Here is a 17,311-nt window from a genome sequence, read left to right as displayed (position 1 = left end):
GCCAGCCCACCACCCCCTGGAGACCTGGCCGATCCAACGCCCTTTCATGCCCGATAACGCTGGCGCTCGGACTTGAACAAAATGCGCACGATGGCAAATTCACGTTCGACCTGCTCGATCAGCGCAGGGGCTTCAGCCAGCAAATCGCGCCGACCAACCTCTTCCAGTTCCGCGCACAAGCTGGCAAGCATGGCCGCGCCCATGTTGCTGCAACTGCCTTTGAAGCTGTGCGCCGCCAGACGCAAGCCCTGCGCGTCAGCCTCACGCATGGCCTGCCGCAACAAGCGCAGACGCTCTTCGGAATCGGTCAGATAGGTATCCAGCAACACCGGATACTCATCCTCCATGACATCCTGCAACGCAGCCAGTACGGCGCTATCGAGATGAATACCTGACATCTGCTCGCTTCCTGATCATCAGGCGCGGGATTATGCCCCAGCCAACCAGGAAAACTCCACGCTAACCCCTTGCCCATCCTCCGGCCAGGTACAGCGCTCGCTCAACTGGCGAACCAGGGCCAGGCCGCGCCCCCACAGACGGTCAACACGCAGTTGTTGTTCCAGAATCGCCTGCCCATCGAAACCCGACCCACTGTCTTCGACCCTTATGGTCAAACGCCCACCGCCGGATTCGGGGACCAGTTGCAGATGGAAACGCACATAACCCTCGCGTAACTGAGCCAGGCGGGTGCTGCGCTGCAGGTAATACTCGGCGAAGCCTTCGGCATCGCATTTCAAGCTCGAATCCAGGCCCAGCACCCCATGCTCCAAGGCATTCGAGTACAGCTCGGCGAGCACGCTGTAGAGCGCGCCGCTCTGGGGACGCAAGCCCTCGACCTCAAGCAGCAATTGCAACAGGAATGGCAGCGGATTGAAGCGGCGCAGGGTCTCGCCACGGAACTCGAAACTCGCCGACCAATCCAGCGGGCTGAGCTGACCGCTGCCGGTGAAGATCAATGGCCCGCGGCTCAGGCTACTCTCCTCGACCATACTGACTTCGACCAGACTGACATCGTCTTGCAATTCGCCACGAAACTGCAGCAACGCCTGCTGAATATCGGCGAACAACTGCGCCGGCTGCCGATTGGCGGCAAACACCCTGAGCAGGCGTTTCTCGCCAAACAGCTCGCCCTGCTGGTTGCAGGCTTCCAGTACGCCATCGGACAGCAGGAAAACCCGGTCACCCAACTCGAGCGGGAAAACCTCGTAGTGGTCATTGAACGCTGCCGGCTCCAATACCCCCAACGGCAGATGTCGCGACACCAGGGGCACTCGCTCGCCGCCGTCGGCGCGCAGCAGATAGCCATCCGGCAAACCGCCGTTCCACACTTCCACGACTCGACGCTGAAAGCTGATATTGAGCAGGGTGGCACAACAGAACACGCCCAGCGGCAGGATGCGTTTGAGCTTGGCATTGATCTCGCGCAGGATCTCCGTCAGGGAATAGCCCTTGGCGGTCATGCCATAGAACACCTCGGCCAGCGGCATGGCGCCGATTGCCGCCGGCAGACCATGGCCGGTAAAGTCGCCCAGCAGCACATGCATGCCACCGGAAGGTTTGAACGCAGCGAGCAGCAGGTCGCCGTTGAACAACGCATAAGGCGATTGCAGGTAACGGATATTCGGCGCAGCGAGACAACCGGAATGTGCCACCTTGTCGAACACCGCCTTGGCCACGCGCTGTTCGTTGAGCAGGTACTCGTTGTGCTGGGCGATCAGGTCGCGCTGCTGCAGCACGGTATCCTGCAGGCGCCGCAAGCGATCCATGGCGTTGATCTTGGCCTCGAGGATCACCCGGTTATAGGGTTTGGCAAGAAAGTCATCGCCGCCCGCCTCCAGACAGCGCACCAGCGCTTCGCCTTCGGTGAGCGACGTCAGAAAAATGATCGGCACCAGCTCCTCGCCGGCCATCTGCTTGATCTGCCGTGCCGCCTCGAAGCCATCCATGACCGGCATCAGCGCGTCCATCAACACCAGCTGTGGACGCTCGCGCTCGAACAAGGCAACCGCTTCCAGGCCATTGCTGGCGGTCAGGCTGCGATGGCCCTGACGGCTGACGATGGTCGACAACAGCATACGGTCGGCAGCGTTATCCTCGGCGATCAGAATCGATAGACGCGCAGGCATGGCTGAGGAACTCGAGCTAGGTGATCTGGAACAGTTGTTCGAAGTTGGAGATAGCGAGGATCTTGCGCACATCCGGGTTGCAGTTGAGCAAACGGATTTGCGCGTGATCGCCACCGGCGTGATCACGCAACAACAGCAACATGCCGAGCGCCGAACTGTCCAGATAGGTCGTGCCCTTGAGGTCCACTACATAGCGCTTGGGGCTGAGGTTGACGCGCTCGTAGGCGTCACGAAATTCCTGATGCGCGCCGAAATCAAAACGTCCTTGAATCACAATGCTCAACTCTTGCCCATCAGGCGAGGACAGCGAGGTGATGGCCATACAGAACTCCTTTCTCCGACAAAACAGTCGATCACACCCCAGACAAGCTTGCGCGATGGTTATCGCGACTGAGCGAGCCTGAATGCACGATCCGTGTGATCAAGATGTAGCACTCGCAAGCGCCAGCAGCAACAGGCAATCAAGCGGAATCGTCCCGGCGCACGCGTTGTGCCAACTCATCGAGGAGTTTTTGCTCGCGTTTGTCCGCACTCAGGCGGGCCTCCTCCTGATAACGCTGAACCAACTTGCGCAGACCTTCCAGGCGCGCATAACGCTGTTGCCAAACCACCCGCACCTTGTCCTGATTGCTGCCATGCCAGGCCACGGTCTGACGCTGCTGGCCGATGGCGGTTTCCAACTGGGAAAGAAAACGCTGATAGTTCATCAGCCATTGCCCGGAAACACCGCGCTGACCTTCGCTGATCCACTGTTGCTGATAATCACCACGGTACTGTTCCAGCTCGCCCAACTTGACCTGAGCCTGGCTCAGCAGCCCCTGACAGTGGCCAAGCTGCATGGCGGCCTCGCGTTCGGCACGCTCGGCCATGACGATAACTGGCGCCAGGCGCGCGGCGCGACTTGTCGACACTTAGCCCCCCGGCGCGGCATTGGGATTGAAGGTCGCCGCCAGCAGCGCACTGCTGCGTTCCAGGCTTTCACTTTCGTCCAGGCTCTGACGCAGGTATCTGACCATCGCCGGCTGACGCGCGATGGCCAGGTCGGTATCGGCATCGCCACCGGGCACATAGGCGCCGACACTGATCAGGTCGCGGCTCTGCTGATAGCGTGCCCACAGCTGCTTGAAGCGCTGCGCGCTACGCTGGTGCTCACTCGTCACCACTTGCGGCATGACCCGGCTGATCGAGGCTTCGATGTCGATGGCCGGGTAATGGCCCTCCTCGGCCAGACGCCGTGATAGCACAATGTGACCGTCGAGCACGCCGCGCGCGGCGTCGGCAATCGGATCCTGCTGATCGTCGCCTTCACTCAAGACCGTGTAGAACGCCGTGATCGAACCGCCACCCTCTTCGGCATTACCGGCGCGCTCGACCAATTTGGGTAACTTGGCAAATACCGACGGCGGGTAACCCTTGGTCGCCGGCGGCTCGCCAATGGCCAGGGCGATTTCGCGCTGGGCCTGGGCGAAACGGGTCAACGAGTCCATCAGCAACAGGACGTTCTTGCCCTTGTCACGAAAGTATTCGGCGATGCGCGTGCAATACATCGCCGCCCGCAGACGCATCAGTGGCGCATCGTCTGCGGGCGAGGCAACCACCACCGAACGCTTGATGCCTTCGGCACCGAGGATCTCGTCGATGAATTCCTTGACCTCGCGGCCACGCTCGCCGATCAGGCCGACCACGATGATATCGGCCTCGGTAAAACGCGTCATCATGCCCAGCAACACACTCTTGCCGACCCCGGTGCCGGCGAACAGCCCGATACGCTGGCCGCGTCCGACCGTGAGCAGGCCATTGATGCTGCGGATGCCGACATCCAGTGGCTGGCTGATCGGGTGACGTTTCAGCGGGTTGATCGTCGGCCCATCCATCGGCACCCAGTCTTCGGCCTTCATCCCGCCCTTGCCGTCCAGCGCACGCCCGGTGCCATCGAGCACCCGGCCGAGCATCGACTTGCCCATCGGCAAACGGCCGCTGTCCGGTATCGGCACTACCCGTGCCCCAGGCGCAATGCCGGCCAGGCTGCCAACCGGCATCAGATAGCTCTTGTCGTTGGAGAAGCCCATCACCTCGGCTTCGACTTGCACCGGGTGATAGCTGTCATCGTTGATCACCAAGCAGCGGCTGCCGAGAGCGGCGCGCAGCCCCTCGGCCTCCAGGGTCAGGCCAACCATGCGCTGCAAGCGTCCTTCGACCACGGGCTGACTGGGAAGCTTCACCACCTCGCTGTAGCCGGCCAGCCGCTTGGCGAAACTGGTGCGCTCAAGACGCATGGGGTGGTTCCTCTGCCGCGCCCAGGTCGATCTGCAGATCGGCCTCCAGCGGATGCGTGGCTTGTTCGCGCTGTTGCTCGAACAGCTGCTTGAGCGCCTGGCTGAGGCGGGTTTCGATGCTCGCATCGATGCGACTGTGCTCGCTCTCGACCCGGCAACCGCCGGGCAACAAGGCGTCGTCTTCGACTATGCGCCAGCTTTCTTCGTGGCGCTCGCGCAGGGCTTTGACCATATCGAAGTCTTGCGGGTTGAGATGAATACGCACGTTGCCGGCCCCCATGGGCAGCAACTTGAGGGCTTCGCGCAAGACCTGGCGAATCTGGCTGGAGTCGCTACTCAGCTCGCGCTGGATCACCTCACGGGCCATGTGGCTGACCAGGTTGACCAGTGCCACTTCGAGCTGCTGATCCTGCTCGGCGATGGGTTCGAACAGCTGCTGCATCAGCTGCTCGACGGCGAGCATTTTGCTTGCCAGGGTGGCATCGGCCTCCTGTTTGGCTTTCAGCTGACCGCTGTGATAACCGTCCTTTTCACCGGTACTGAAGCCTTCGTTGTAGGCGTCTTGACGTATCGCCTCCAGCTCATCCAGTGTCAATGGCTTGACGTCCTCCAGCGCCACATCCTCGGACTCGGCCGGCAGTGCTTGGGCGGCCTCGGCCGCGGCCGCCTCGCTCGCAGGATCAGGGGCGGCACCCTCGACATGCGGGTCGAAGCTGGGCAAGGCCCAGCGATCGATAACGCTGATGTCCTGGGCGCGAATCAACTCGCTGGGCGCTTCCTTGGGGGCCATGCCGATCTTCTCCGGTTAAACCATCTCTTCGCCACCCTTGCCACCGAGGACAATTTCCCCGGCTTCGGCCATGCGCCGGGCAATGGTGAGAATTTCCTTCTGCGCCGTTTCCACGTCGCTGACCCGCACCGGGCCCTTGGCTTCCAGGTCGTCGCGCAGCAACTCGGCCGCGCGCTTGGACATGTTCTTGAACACCTTTTCCTTGATCGCCTCGTCTGCGCCCTTGAGCGCCAGCACCAGCACATCGGAGGAAACCTCGCGCAGCAGCGCCTGGATACCGCGGTCGTCGACCTCGGCGAGGTTGTCGAAGACAAACATCAGGTCTTCGATCTGCGACGACAAGTCTTCGTCGACTGCGCGGATCGAGTCCATCAACTGACCTTCGGTCGAGCTGTCGAGGAAGTTCATGATGTCGGCCGCCCGTTTGACCCCACCCATAGTGGCGCGCGTGCTATTGGAGCTGCCGGAGAATTGCTTCTCGAGAATCTGGTTGAGTTCCTTGAGTGCCGCCGGTTGCACGGTATTCAGCGAGGACACGCGCAGAACGATATCCAAACGCACCTTGTGGTCGAAATGACCGAGCACTACACCGGCCTGGTCGGGGTCGAGGTACGCTACCACAATCGCCTGAATCTGCGGATGCTCGTAGCGGATCACATCGGCCACCGCGCGCGGTTCCATCCACTTCAGGCTGTCCAGGCCGCTGGTGCTGCCGCCGAGCAGGATGCGGTCGATCAGGTTGCCGGCTTTATCTTCGCCCAGCGCCTGGGTCAGCATCTTGCGGATATAGCCGTCCGCGCCCACGCCCAAGCTGGTCTGGTCGCCGACAATGTCGACGAATTCGCCCATCACCTGCTCGACCTTCTCGCGGTGCACGTTGCGCATGCCGGCCATGGCCACGCCAACCTTCTGCACTTCCTTCGGCCCAAGGTGGCGCAGCACCTGCGCGGCATCGGTTTCACCGAGTGAAAGCAAGAGGATCGCGGCCTTCTCGACCTTGCTCAACTTGGCGGCTGTACGGTTGTCACTCATCGTCGTTGATCCACTCTTTCACCACTTGGGCGACCCGACCCGGGTCTTCCGCCACCAGGCTCTTGATTGCATTCAGCTGCGCATCATACCCCTCGCTCGGGCTAGGCAGGAGGATGCTTTGCGGGCCGCCGAGGCTGACCCTGTCGGCCGCCAGCTCGCCGTCCAGGCCACCCATCTCACCCAGTTCGACATCGCCATTGCGCCCACCAGCCATCAGCCCCCGGCCTTTACCGCCAGCGGTGATATTGTTCAGCACCGGGCGCAACACACCAAAGACCAATACCAGAATGAACAGCACGCCGAGCACTTGCTTGACGATGTCCCAGAACCACGGCTGGGTATAGAACGGGATAGCGATGATTTCTTCGCCCTGGACCGCGGAGAACTGTGAATTGATCACGCTCACGCTGTCGCCGCGACTGGCGTCGAAGCCGACCGAATCCTGTACCAGCCGGGTAAAGCGTGCCAATTCGTCGACGCTCCAGGGCATGCGGCTGGTTTCGCCAGTGGCGGCATCGACCTTGAACTGATCGTCGACGACCACCGCCACCGACAACCGGCGCAAGCGTCCCTGCTGCTGCTTGGTGTGACTGATCGAGCGATCCAGTTCGAAATTGCGCGTCGATTGCTCGCGCTTGTCCGCGGGGAACGGCGCCAGCATCGGCTGACCGGTCAGCGGATCCATGACCTGCTGGCCGTTGACGTCCACCAGCGGTTGACCCGCGGCAATCGCCCCGGCTACGGCAGCCGCGCCACCGGCCTGCTGAGGGGCTGTTGCCGCGCCCGGCGGCTGATTGCTCAGCGCACCCGGAATGCCTTGCGGCGACAGACTGCCAGTACTGCGCTGCTCATTGACCTGCTGCTCACTGCGCAACGCCGGCTGATCCGGGTTGAACATTTCCGAGGTGGACTCGACCGCGCTGAAATCTACATCGGCCGACACTTCGGCCTTGTAACGCCCGGCACCCAGCACCGGCTGCAGAATGCTGTGCACGCGCTGGGTGAGCATGCTCTCCATGCGCCGGCTGTAGTCGAACTGCTTGCCGGCCATGCTCAGCTCGGACATCTCCTGCTGGTCGGACAACAGGCGGCCCCGCTGATCGACCACAGTGACTTGAGCCTTGTCCATCTCCGGCACACTACTGGCGACCAGATTGATAATGGCCATCACCTGGCTCGGCTCCAGATTGCGCCCGGAATACAGCTCGACCAATACGGAGGCGCTGGGCTTGCGCTCGTCACGCACGAACACCGAGCTCTTCGGAATAGCCAGGTGCACCCGCGCGCCCTTGACGTTGGTGATACTGGACACGGTGCGCGCCAGCTCGCCTTCCAGGCCACGCCGGTAACGGGTGGCTTCCATGAACTGGCTGGTGCCGAGCCCCTGTTCCTTGTCGAGAATCTCAAAACCTATGTTGTTATCGCTCGGTGCCACGCCGGCAGCGGCCAGACGCATGCGCGCGCGCGCCAAATCATCGGCCTTGACCAACAGAGCGCCTGAATTTGGCTCGACGGTATAACTGATGTCGGCGGCGCCCAGGGTTTGCATGACCTGGGAAGCGTCCATCCCTTCCAGGCTGCCATACAGCGGACGGTAGTCCGGCTGTTGCGACCAGAGCACCACGGCAAAACCAATCGCCACGCTGGCAGCCAGACCGACCAGCAGGCCGAGTTGGCGCAGCATCGACATATCCGAGAGATTTTCCAGAAACGCCAGGCCGAACAGCGGCTTGCTCGAATCATTGCCAGCAGTGGTGGCGGGAACGTTGGTGGCGAGTGCGTCGGCCATGATCTAGAACCTACCCTTAAACCGGCATCTGCATGATGTCTTGATACGCCTGAACCAGTTTGTTGCGAACCTGGGTCATGGCCTGGAAAGACACGCTGGCTTTCTGCGAGGCAATCATCACATCGCTCAAGTCCACGCCGCTCTTGCCCATCTCAAAGGCCGTGGCCAGTTGGTTGGAGGCCTGCTGGGTTTCATTGACCTTGTTCACCGCCTGACCAAGCATATCCGAGAAGCTCGGAGCGCCGGCCTCCGGTGCGCTGGCGACAGGCTTCTGCCGCGCCATCGCCTCGGTTTGCATGGAACGCATTTCCAGCATCAAGCGGTTGAATTCAATACCCTGGCTCATGACCTTCCTCCACTGGCCGCGGTTTTTTGACACTACGCGGCTCTTGCCAGAGGAGGTTGCAACAAAGGTGCCAGGTAAGACAGGGAATGGGGAGCGCCATCAAGGCCATGGGCATGACACCACCCCGTAGGGCGTACTCGCGAAGCAGTACGCCGTGGATGATCGGCGCGTTGCAAATCTGGCGGGCTGTCGCTGCGCTGCGAACGGAACGCCGCCCGGGCCTACAACCTCGAGCAATCCACAATCCGTAGACATCATGGATTGACCTGTCCCACCTCGAAAACGCGGGTTATGTTTTCGGGGTGGGAACACCTTCAACACAGAGCCGCATCGAGGGGGGCAGGTCATGAACGAGTTTAACCAAGTCTATGTGGGTTTGGACGTACACAAAGCGACGATTGCCTTAGTCCCGGCATAATCCGTCCGTAGGGTGTCACTCGCCGAAGGCAGTGCACCATTGGTTTATCGGCGCGGCATACAAGCTGGCGGGTTGTCGCTGCGCTCCGAAGCCGCCCTACGGACAAACCGCAGAATTTGCAACAATCCGCAATCCGGGTATCACTCGCCATAGGCAGTGCACCGTGGATCACCAGCGCGGCACACAGCTGGCGGGCTGTCGCTGCGCTCCGAACGGTTCGCCGCCCAGGCCAGCCAACCCACTGCAGGGCTGATGCAAGCCGTGATCCCGACCCCAGCATGGCGTCTGCGGGCACGGGGCATTCGCGGATTACGCTGGAATTCATCCATCGGGCTACGGACTTGCCGCTTGAACGCTTACGGCTTGCAGCTGCCAGTGCTAGCTGGCAAACAGATAGGCCTCTACATCCATGCCGGCATCGCGCATCTGCGCCAGCTTGTAGCGCAGGGTGCGCGGGCTTATCCCCAGGCGCTCGGCGGCCTCTTTGCGACGCCCACGCTCGGAGCGCAGGATGTCGATGATCATCTGGAACTCATGTCGACGCAGGTCTTCACCCAAGGCGCCAGCCTCCGCTGGAACAACCTCCGCCGTCACCGGAACGCTCGCCGGCACCACCGCCAGGAGCGGCTTAGGCGCAGGCGCTAGACTGCTAGCGGCGACCGTCAGACACAGATCTTGCGGCTGGATTAAACCGCCCTGCTGCAGAATCAGCGCGCGTTGAATGGCGTTATCCAGCTCACGCACATTACCCGGCCAGGCATGACTCACCAGGCTCGCCTGCGCCTGCGGCGAAATACGGATAGGCGCGTGATTCATTTTTTTGACGTACTTGGCCAGCAGCCGCTCGGCCAACGGCAAGATGTCTGCCGGCCGCTGGCGCAACGGCTGCCAGGCCAGCGGGAAGACCGACAGGCGATAGTAGAGGTCTTCACGGAAGCGCCCCGCCGCCACTTCGCCGGCCAGGTCGCGGTTACTGGTGGCCAGCACGCGAATGTCCAGGCTGATCGGCTTGCGCCCACCCACCCGCTCCACTTCACGCTCCTGCAGCACGCGCAACAGCTTGGCTTGCAAGCCTTGCGGCATTTCGGAAATTTCATCAAGCAGAATGGTGCCGCCCTCGGCCAACTCGAACTTGCCCGGCGCGCTGGCAATGGCGCCAGTGAAAGAGCCTTTCTCATGGCCGAACAACGTGGCTTCGAGCATGTTGTCGGGAATCGCCGCGCAGTTGATCGCAACGAAGGGCTTCGCCGCCCGCGGCGACTGCTGGTGAATGAAGCGCGCCAACACCTCCTTGCCGGTGCCGGACTCGCCGGTGATCAACACCGTCGAATCGCTCTGCGCCACCCGCGTCGCCAGCTCGAGCAATTGCACGCTGGCCGGCTCCAGCGCCACCGGACCGTCCTGCTCGGTCGCCGTCACGCGCCCGAGGGCATGCCGATCGACCAGCGCCAGCAAGGTCTTCGGCTCGAACGGCTTAACCAGATAATCCGCCGCGCCCTGGCGTATCGCGTCCACCGCACGCTCGACCGCCGCGAAGGCCGTCATCAGCAACACCGGCAGTTGTGGCTGGCGCTGGCGAATCAGCGCCAACAACTGGTGGCCGTCCATGCCCGGCATGTTCACGTCGCTGATCACCAAGCCGAAGGGTTCTTGCGCCAGGGCCACGAGCGCCGCCTCGGCACAATCCACCGTCCGGTAGTCGTGGCCGCCCAGCGCCAGGGTATCGGCCAGGGCTTCGCGCAGGGAGCGGTCGTCTTCGACCAGCAGAACTTTGGCAGCCATGGTGTTACTCCTGAATCAAGGGTTGCGCCGCGGGAATCAACGGCAAAATCAATAAGGCGCAGGTGCCACGCGCGATTCGTGAACGCATCTGCAATTCACCCTGATGGGCGCGCGCCACCGCCTTGACCACGGCCAGACCGAGGCCGGTCCCGGTGGTCTTGGTGGTGAAGAAGGGTTCGCCCAGGCGAGCCAGGGTGACGCTATCAATGCCTGGGCCGCTGTCGCTGATGCACAGGCGCAAGCTGTTTCCACGCTGATACAGATGAATCTTCAAGCGCGCCTCGCGCCCGGCGGCCTGGACCGAGTTCTCGATCAGATTGAGCACGGTGCCGACCAGGGTGTCGCGGTTACACAGCAACTCGCCGTCTCGACTGTCGCATTGCCAACGCACCGTCATGCCGCGCACATGGGGTTCGGCCGCCGCCTGCAGGGCCTCGAATACGGCCTTGGGCGTCAGGCGATCCGGCAGTGGCAAGTCGCCACGGGCAAAGATCAGCATGTCGCGCACCTGGTGCTCCAGCTCATGCAGCCGCTCTTTCAAGCGCCCGGCGAAGCGCTGCTGCTGCTCGACCGGCAACACCTGCTCGGTCAAATGGCTGGCATAGAGCAACGCCGCCGAGAGCGGTGTACGAATCTGATGAGCCAGAGAGGCGACCATGCGCCCCAGCGCGGACAAACGCTCATGCCGCGCCAGCTGATCCTGCAAGCGCCGGGTTTCTGTCAGGTCAGTGAGCAGTACCAACTGCCCCGGCTCGCCTTGCAACGAGCGAGTGGCAATCGACAGGCGCCGACCATCTTTCAGGGAGATCTCGTGGCCATCGTCCTCACGCGGCGCGAAGTTGCGCGCGATAACCTGGCGCCAGAGCATCCCAAGCAGCGGCAGACCGAGCAGATTGCGCGCCACCGGATTGGCTTCACGCACCACACCCTGCCCGTCGATGACGATTACCCCACCGGGCAGCAGATCCAGCAGGCTTTGCAAGCGGTAGGCCAGGCGTTCCTTCTCGGCCAGCTCCTGCATGCGCTGGGCGCTGACCAGGGCCAACTGCCCCTTCAACTCGGCAACCCGATCCTCCAGCATGCTGTAGGACTCACTGAACTGAGTCGACATCTGGGTGAACCGCGCAAAGGCCTGCTCCAGGCTCGTGCGACCGGCCAATTCCTGAGGAGCAGTAGGTTCGAGTTCGGCACTATGGGCGGGTTGGGCGTTGGGCTTCATCATTCTCTCTCGCCTGGCGAGCCGTCATAAGACAGTCAGTTAGCAGAAGAGATAGCAATACCCGTGCCTAAATAAAAAATACTTGTTTTTCAATGGCTTGAAAAACCAATCCACCAATTACGTCAAAGCTCCGGCTGAATAGAATGGAATGGCGCCAAGAGCCTGACTCGCTGACCACTGGCTGGTATCGCGACAACGTTGAAATGTCGGTTCAACTCAGGACTGTCGTGGGAGGGGCTTTAGCCGCGATGGACCTTGAAGACGCTGAAAGCATCGCAGCTGAAGCAGACCCGTAGGATGGGTTAGCCGCCACAGAGCTTCGATCAAGGCAGCGTTTTGAATGCGGCGTAACCCATCAGATACGGCATACCGGCTGACGCCATGCTGGGTTACGCTGCGGTTCAAGGCTGAGCTTGATTCAGGATAGGTGCCCGCGGCTAACCCAACCTACGGCTGAAATATCCATTCGCGGACAAGTCCCCTCCCACCAGAGCAGCGCAAACAAAGCAACGCGACACTACTCAGAGACGGTGGAAATATCGTGCGCCCGCAGTAGGCGAGGTTTTTTCACAACCTCTCAGTCTTCCAGCACTTCGTCGTCGCGCCGGTTCATGCCGTACTTGCGCATTTTCTCGACCAGGGTGGTGCGGCGAATGCGCAAACGCTCTGCCGCCCGGGCCACTACACCGCTGGCGTCATCGAGCGCCTGCTGGATCAAGCCCTGCTCGAGGTTGCCCAGGTAGTCTTTCAGATCGAGGCCTTCGGCCGGCAGCATGGCTGGCGTACTGACGCCCGGCAGCCCGGCGATGATGGCCGCGCGTTCCTCCAGATCCTCACGCAGGCTGGCGGTCAAATCCTCGTCTTCATCGTCGACATGGCGGAATTTCTTCGGCAGTTCACCGACGCCGATCACCCCATAGGGATGCATGATCGCCATGCGTTCGACCAGATTGGCCAGCTCACGCACATTGCCCGCCCAGTCGTGGCGGCACAACGACATGATCGCCGCCGAGTTGAAACGGATCGAGCCGCGCTTCTCGTGCTCCATGCGCGAGATCAGCTCGTTCATCAACAAGGGAATATCTTCGATACGCTCGCGCAGCGGCGCCATCTCGATGGGGAATACATTCAGCCGGTAGTAGAGATCCTCGCGAAAACTGCCCGCCTCGATCATATCCTCCAGATTCTTGTGGGTCGCCGCGATGATGCGCACATCGGCACTTTGCGTCTTGTTGCTGCCCACCCGCTCGTAGGTGCGTTCTTGCAGCACACGCAGCAGCTTGACCTGCATCGACAGCGGCATGTCGCCAATTTCATCGAGGAACAGGGTGCCGCCATTGGCCAACTCGAAACGCCCGGCGCGGCTGGTGATAGCGCCGGTAAAGGCACCCTTCTCATGGCCGAACAGTTCGCTTTCCAGCAACTCCGCGGGAATCGCGCCACAGTTGATCGGCACAAAAGGCCCCTCGCGACGCTTGGAGTGATAGTGCAGATTGCGCGCCACCACCTCTTTACCGGTGCCCGACTCGCCGAGGATCAACACACTGGCTTCGGTATCGGCCACCTGCTGCATCATCTGCCGCACATGCTGAATGGCGCGGCTGGTACCGACCAGACTGCGGAACAGATTCGTTTCACGCTGGCGACCGCGCTCGCGCGCCTGATCGTACATTTCACGGTAGACCTGGGCGCGGTGCAAGGAGTCGAGCAGTTTGTTGTAGCTAAGCGGCATATCCAGGGTCGCCAACACACGGCGGCGCAACTCTTCCGGCCATTCCGCAGCGGCATACTCGTTGATCAGCAGGATCGGCAGGAACTCATCCCAGCCAGCAAACTGCTTGAGCATCTCAAGCACCCCACCCTTGGCCTGCACATCACCGAGCAAGACGCTGAGCACCTCCCGACTAGAGGCCAATGGAGCGACCGCATCCTGCCAGTCATGGCTGCTACACGCGAGATGATCTTCACCCAGGAAATTCAGGATCACCGTCAAATCACGACGGCGCTCACTGTCATCGTCAATCAGCAGAATTTTCGTTTCACGCCACATATTTTTGATCTGATCCTGGGAGCGAACGGAAGCGCACGCCGTCGAACACGACAACTACGCTGGCAATTGGCCGCTAGTAAAGTCAATTTCACGAGCGCAGTCAATTTTATGGCGTGCTTTTTTTGATCTGCCCGACCAATTGCCTAAGCGATTGTTTGCAAGAAGGGGGGAAACCAGCCCCGTAGGATGGGTTAGCCGCTAGATAGCGTCGATCAAGACCGCATTTTGTATGCGCCGTAAGCCATCGGCATACCGACACATTGGCCAAGGGTCAGTCCGCGGGCATACATCGCTGGATGGGTATCGCTGCGCTCAACACCATCCTACTAACTGTACCAACCCAGCGGCCCCATCAACCGAACAACTGGTAAACCTTGGCCCCCTGCTGGGCCTGGTTCAGCTGCATCAGCTCGCTGCCGAGGTCATCACGCTGTTGCTTGCAACGTTCCAGCATCACTGCATAAAGCTCTAACAGCTGCTCGAAGGTTGCGCGTAATGACTGCTGATCGGTGTCGCTCGCCTGCATTGCTTCGGTGACATGCTCACGACAAAGGCCATCAAGCTCGGCAATACGCTGCCATTGCTCACAGGCAACCGCCTCAACCATTGCAAGACGAGTGGTTTCCAACTGCTGTAAAGAACTGGCCATGAGTATTCTCTCTTACGCAGCGATGCCATCCCAACCCGACTTTACTTCGCGCAACAGGCTAGACACCTCATCGAGAAGGGCCACATCGTTTGCACGATTTGCTTCAAGCAAACGGCTGATCATGTAGTCGTACAAACTGTCGAGATTGTGCGAAAGCTCGCCACCCGCTTGATGATCCAGCGGCTCGCGCAAGCCACCAATAATTGAGATGGCCTTACCGATCAACTCGCCTTTTTCAGCAAGCAAATTTCGCCCGAGAGCACCGCGTGCTTGAGCGATACGCTCCAAACAACCTTCCATCAACATCTGAATCAAACGATGGGGGCTGGCCTCGAACACTTCACTTTGCACGCTGACGCGCTGATATTGCTTCATGGCTGACATCGCATACATGGAAAGCTCTCCTGGTTAATCGTTACTGATAGTTGTATCGGCAACGAGGCTCAGAGCTTTATGGAAAAAGGGGGTTAGACGTTGAAATAACCGATTTTTTACTTTTTATTGCTACTGACCACACCCGGCATGCTGTCGAACAGAGACGCAAGGTTGTCACTGGTACTTTTCAGCTGACCGACAAGGGCATCCATCGCGTTGAATTGCTTATAGAGGCGCTCACTTAATGCGGTCATGCGCGTTGTCAGTTCGGTCTTTTGCTTATCGACCTTATTCAGGGTCGATTGCAGAGATTCGGTACGCTGTTCCAGGATGCCATTGCCTTCAGTATAGGCGGTCAGCTTGCCGGCCAAGCGTGCAGCCAGGCCACTATCACCGGTGAAATACGCCGCGATTGCATCGGAATCATTGGTGACAACCTTAGCCAATCGGTCTGCATCGACTTTCAGCGTACCGTCCTGCTGCGTGGTGACACCAAGATCGGCGAGTACCCGAACCGCCCCGTCGCCCTGCATCGCAACCATCTCGTTGCGCACCATGTTCACCAATGAACGGACCGAGCTGTCACCCAGCAGGGCCCCGGTTACGGGGGCACTGGTATCGTTCACCACGGTGACCTTGGTCGCCGAATTGATGAACTTGATCATAGTGTTGTAAGCATCGGCAAACTTCTGCACGTTGGCTTTTACGCCGGCCTGATCCCGGGCAACCGTGAGGGTACTGGCGCCCAGGGTCTTGAGGTCGATACCGACACCGCCGATGACCTGGCTGATGTTGTTGGAGTCACGGGTGACACTCAAGCCATCGACAGTCAGCTTGGCGCTTTGCGCAGTGCCGATGACCTTGCCGGCTTCGTTATAGGCTTGCACTGCAGCCAGGTAATCAGGATCGGCTGCGCCGCCCGGATAGTCCGCCACGTCGGGCTCTGTGGCAGCACCGGCGAACGCCAACTGGCTCAGCGCGGTATCGCCATCAACGCCGACATCGGAAACCTCGACGGTTATATCGTTACCCGCGCCCTGCTTGCTGCTGGTAAGCACCAGGCGAGCGCCCTGGTCATCCGTCACGATGCTGGCACTGACACCGGCAGCGGCCTTGTTGATGGCGTCGCGGATGCCCGCCAATGTGTTGTTGCTGGAGTCGACCACGAGATCCAGCATGCTTTCGCTGCCCACCTTGATCGACAGGGTGCCACTGGACAGGGTTTTACCCTCATCGGCCGGCACCGCGGCCAACGCGACCTTGCTGCTGGCGGCCAACTGGGTGACTTCAATTTGGTAAGTGCCGGCTGCGGCGCTCTGACTGGCGCTGGCGCTCAACACCTTGGCGTCGGAAGAGCTGGCGGTGCGCGCCAGAAAAGACGAAGGGCTGTTGAGCGCGGCCAGAGCGGTCTGAAAACTGCTGATGGCCCCTTTCAACTGGCCCAAGTTAGTCAATTGCGTGGTGGTTCTGCTTTCCAGCTTGCTTAGCTGGCCCTGCTTAGGTGCCTGTTCGGCGCCAACCATGGCTTTGACAATAGCGTCGATGTCCATGCCGGAACCGATACCTGTAATGCCTGCCATGTCGCACCTCCGTCAAAAAAATGTCTGTAACGGTTTGTTTAGCCGAATACAGACGAAACAACCAAGAAACATGCCATCAAGCCCGCGTCTCGAACATCAGGCTGCGCAGCGACTCAAGCTGCTCGGACAGACGCAACGCCTCTTCGGAGGGCAACTGCCTGATTACCTCGCCCGAGTCACGATCCGTCACCTTGACCACCACTTCTCCGCTCGACTCATCGATGCTGAAGTCAAGACTGCGCTGCACACCCTGCACAAACGAGGAAATGCTCGCGACAGCAGAGTCAAGCCTCTCCCGTGCAAGCGGTTCGTTATCGGCCTGTTTGGCCATGGCGGTATCAAGTTTTGCACTGGCGTCGGGCCTATCCCCGCGTGCCGCTTCACGTAACCCCTGAGCAGCAGGCAACGATAAGGATGAAAGCTTCGCAATATCCATTTCCAAACCTCCCATGGAGGAAAGGGAGGAAGGGCTGCCCCTTCCTCCCACGCGTTACTGCAATACCACCCTTACTGCAGCAGGGAGAGTACAGCCTGCGGCAACTGCTTGGCCTGAGCGAGAATCGCGGTGCCAGCCTGCTGCAGCACTTGGTTCTTCGCCAGGTTGGCAGTTTCAGCAGCGTAGTCGGTGTCCTTGATCCGGCTGCGAGCAGCCGAGGCGTTTTCCGAGATGTTCTGCAGGTTGTTGATGGTGTTGTCGAAACGGTTCTGCACCGCACCGAGGTCGGCGCGCTGGGAGTCGATGGAGGCCAGGGCGTTGTCGATTACCGCCAGGGCCCGCTGGGCGCCGTCTGCGGTGGAGATATCCACATCGGAGATCGACGTAAGCGAGGACTTGGCTGAAGCGAACAACTCATGGCTGCCTTCAAGCGGAGTGGTCGC

Annotated in this window: 16 protein-coding genes and 1 pseudogene; all 17 read right to left on the bottom strand. The window is 60.6% G+C overall.

Annotated features, from left to right (window positions below; genetic code table 11):
• Positions 1–44: 44 nt before the first annotated feature.
• The gene (locus B2D37_RS03485) at positions 45–398 is read right to left on the bottom strand and encodes an Hpt domain-containing protein (RefSeq protein WP_079201411.1); all 354 of its coding nucleotides are present in this window, start codon (positions 396–398) and stop codon (positions 45–47) included.
• Positions 399–428: 30 nt separating this feature from the next.
• A complete protein-coding gene (locus tag B2D37_RS03480; RefSeq protein WP_079201410.1) occupies positions 429–2,126 on the bottom strand; it encodes a fused response regulator/phosphatase in 1,698 nt (565 codons plus the stop codon).
• Between the two features lie 16 nt (positions 2,127–2,142).
• On the bottom strand, positions 2,143–2,448 hold the full coding sequence (locus B2D37_RS03475; RefSeq protein ID WP_079201409.1) for an STAS domain-containing protein: 306 nt from the start codon (positions 2,446–2,448) through the stop codon (positions 2,143–2,145).
• 139 nt (positions 2,449–2,587) lie between these two features.
• Positions 2,588–3,037 (bottom strand): flagellar export protein FliJ, encoded by a 450-nt coding sequence (gene fliJ / locus B2D37_RS03470; protein ID WP_079201408.1) that lies wholly within the window; start codon positions 3,035–3,037, stop codon positions 2,588–2,590.
• A complete protein-coding gene (fliI, locus tag B2D37_RS03465) occupies positions 3,038–4,402 on the bottom strand; it encodes a flagellar protein export ATPase FliI (RefSeq protein WP_079201407.1) in 1,365 nt (454 codons plus the stop codon). It lies immediately after the preceding gene.
• A complete protein-coding gene (fliH, locus tag B2D37_RS03460; protein WP_079201406.1) occupies positions 4,392–5,192 on the bottom strand; it encodes a flagellar assembly protein FliH in 801 nt (266 codons plus the stop codon). The genes fliI and fliH overlap by 11 nt, the downstream gene beginning before the upstream one ends.
• A 15-nt stretch (positions 5,193–5,207) precedes the next feature.
• Positions 5,208–6,224 (bottom strand): flagellar motor switch protein FliG, encoded by a 1,017-nt coding sequence (fliG, locus tag B2D37_RS03455; protein WP_079201405.1) that lies wholly within the window; start codon positions 6,222–6,224, stop codon positions 5,208–5,210.
• Entirely contained in the window at positions 6,217–8,013 is a 1,797-nt protein-coding gene (gene fliF / locus B2D37_RS03450) for a flagellar basal-body MS-ring/collar protein FliF (protein WP_079201404.1), read from the bottom strand. Before fliF ends, fliG begins: the two co-directional genes overlap by 8 nt.
• 16 nt (positions 8,014–8,029) lie before the next feature.
• Positions 8,030–8,359 (bottom strand): flagellar hook-basal body complex protein FliE, encoded by a 330-nt coding sequence (gene fliE / locus B2D37_RS03445; RefSeq protein ID WP_079201403.1) that lies wholly within the window; start codon positions 8,357–8,359, stop codon positions 8,030–8,032.
• A gap of 796 nt (positions 8,360–9,155) precedes the next feature.
• A complete protein-coding gene (locus B2D37_RS03440; protein ID WP_079201402.1) occupies positions 9,156–10,559 on the bottom strand; it encodes a sigma-54 dependent transcriptional regulator in 1,404 nt (467 codons plus the stop codon).
• Between the two features lie 4 nt (positions 10,560–10,563).
• Positions 10,564–11,778, bottom strand: coding sequence for a PAS domain-containing sensor histidine kinase (locus B2D37_RS03435; RefSeq protein WP_079204890.1), 1,215 nt, complete (start codon positions 11,776–11,778; stop codon positions 10,564–10,566).
• A gap of 577 nt (positions 11,779–12,355) precedes the next feature.
• Positions 12,356–13,828 carry a sigma-54 dependent transcriptional regulator gene (locus B2D37_RS03430; RefSeq protein WP_079201401.1) on the bottom strand — a complete coding sequence of 491 codons (1,473 nt, stop codon included), beginning with the start codon at positions 13,826–13,828 and terminating at the stop codon, positions 12,356–12,358.
• A 352-nt stretch (positions 13,829–14,180) separates the two neighbouring features.
• The gene (locus B2D37_RS03425) at positions 14,181–14,477 is read right to left on the bottom strand and encodes a flagellar protein FliT (RefSeq protein ID WP_079201400.1); all 297 of its coding nucleotides are present in this window, start codon (positions 14,475–14,477) and stop codon (positions 14,181–14,183) included.
• A gap of 12 nt (positions 14,478–14,489) precedes the next feature.
• On the bottom strand, positions 14,490–14,870 hold the full coding sequence (fliS, locus tag B2D37_RS03420) for a flagellar export chaperone FliS (protein ID WP_079201399.1): 381 nt from the start codon (positions 14,868–14,870) through the stop codon (positions 14,490–14,492).
• Positions 14,871–14,968: 98 nt separating this feature from the next.
• Positions 14,969–16,432, bottom strand: coding sequence for a flagellar filament capping protein FliD (gene fliD / locus B2D37_RS03415; protein ID WP_079201398.1), 1,464 nt, complete (start codon positions 16,430–16,432; stop codon positions 14,969–14,971).
• 76 nt (positions 16,433–16,508) lie between these two features.
• The gene (locus B2D37_RS03410; RefSeq protein WP_079201397.1) at positions 16,509–16,868 is read right to left on the bottom strand and encodes a flagellar protein FlaG; all 360 of its coding nucleotides are present in this window, start codon (positions 16,866–16,868) and stop codon (positions 16,509–16,511) included.
• Positions 16,869–16,939: 71 nt separating this feature from the next.
• Positions 16,940–17,245: pseudogene (locus tag B2D37_RS24045) on the bottom strand (flagellin); the annotation flags it as partial.
• Positions 17,246–17,311 lie beyond the last annotated feature (66 nt).

Origin of the sequence: Pseudomonas sp. CC6-YY-74 (assembly GCF_002025205.1) — a bacterium.
Taxonomy (GTDB): Bacteria; Pseudomonadota; Gammaproteobacteria; order Pseudomonadales; family Pseudomonadaceae; genus Aquipseudomonas; species Aquipseudomonas paeninsulae.
This window is presented reverse-complemented; position numbering and strand designations above follow the sequence as displayed.

Coding starts and splice junctions, on each gene's coding strand:
- fliG (WP_079201405.1), bottom strand. CDS start 6,224: ATGAGTGACAACCGTACAGCCGCCAAGTTGAGCAAGGTCGAGAAGGCC.
- B2D37_RS03410 (WP_079201397.1), bottom strand. CDS start 16,868: ATGGATATTGCGAAGCTTTCATCCTTATCGTTGCCTGCTGCTCAGGGG.
- B2D37_RS03425 (WP_079201400.1), bottom strand. CDS start 14,477: ATGGCCAGTTCTTTACAGCAGTTGGAAACCACTCGTCTTGCAATGGTT.
- B2D37_RS03435 (WP_079204890.1), bottom strand. CDS start 11,778: ATGAAGCCCAACGCCCAACCCGCCCATAGTGCCGAACTCGAACCTACT.
- fliF (WP_079201404.1), bottom strand. CDS start 8,013: ATGGCCGACGCACTCGCCACCAACGTTCCCGCCACCACTGCTGGCAAT.
- B2D37_RS03480 (WP_079201410.1), bottom strand. CDS start 2,126: ATGCCTGCGCGTCTATCGATTCTGATCGCCGAGGATAACGCTGCCGAC.
- fliI (WP_079201407.1), bottom strand. CDS start 4,402: ATGCGTCTTGAGCGCACCAGTTTCGCCAAGCGGCTGGCCGGCTACAGC.
- fliH (WP_079201406.1), bottom strand. CDS start 5,192: ATGGCCCCCAAGGAAGCGCCCAGCGAGTTGATTCGCGCCCAGGACATC.
- fliE (WP_079201403.1), bottom strand. CDS start 8,359: ATGAGCCAGGGTATTGAATTCAACCGCTTGATGCTGGAAATGCGTTCC.
- B2D37_RS03430 (WP_079201401.1), bottom strand. CDS start 13,828: ATGTGGCGTGAAACGAAAATTCTGCTGATTGACGATGACAGTGAGCGC.
- fliS (WP_079201399.1), bottom strand. CDS start 14,870: ATGTATGCGATGTCAGCCATGAAGCAATATCAGCGCGTCAGCGTGCAA.
- B2D37_RS03440 (WP_079201402.1), bottom strand. CDS start 10,559: ATGGCTGCCAAAGTTCTGCTGGTCGAAGACGACCGCTCCCTGCGCGAA.
- fliD (WP_079201398.1), bottom strand. CDS start 16,432: ATGGCAGGCATTACAGGTATCGGTTCCGGCATGGACATCGACGCTATT.
- B2D37_RS03485 (WP_079201411.1), bottom strand. CDS start 398: ATGTCAGGTATTCATCTCGATAGCGCCGTACTGGCTGCGTTGCAGGAT.
- B2D37_RS03475 (WP_079201409.1), bottom strand. CDS start 2,448: ATGGCCATCACCTCGCTGTCCTCGCCTGATGGGCAAGAGTTGAGCATT.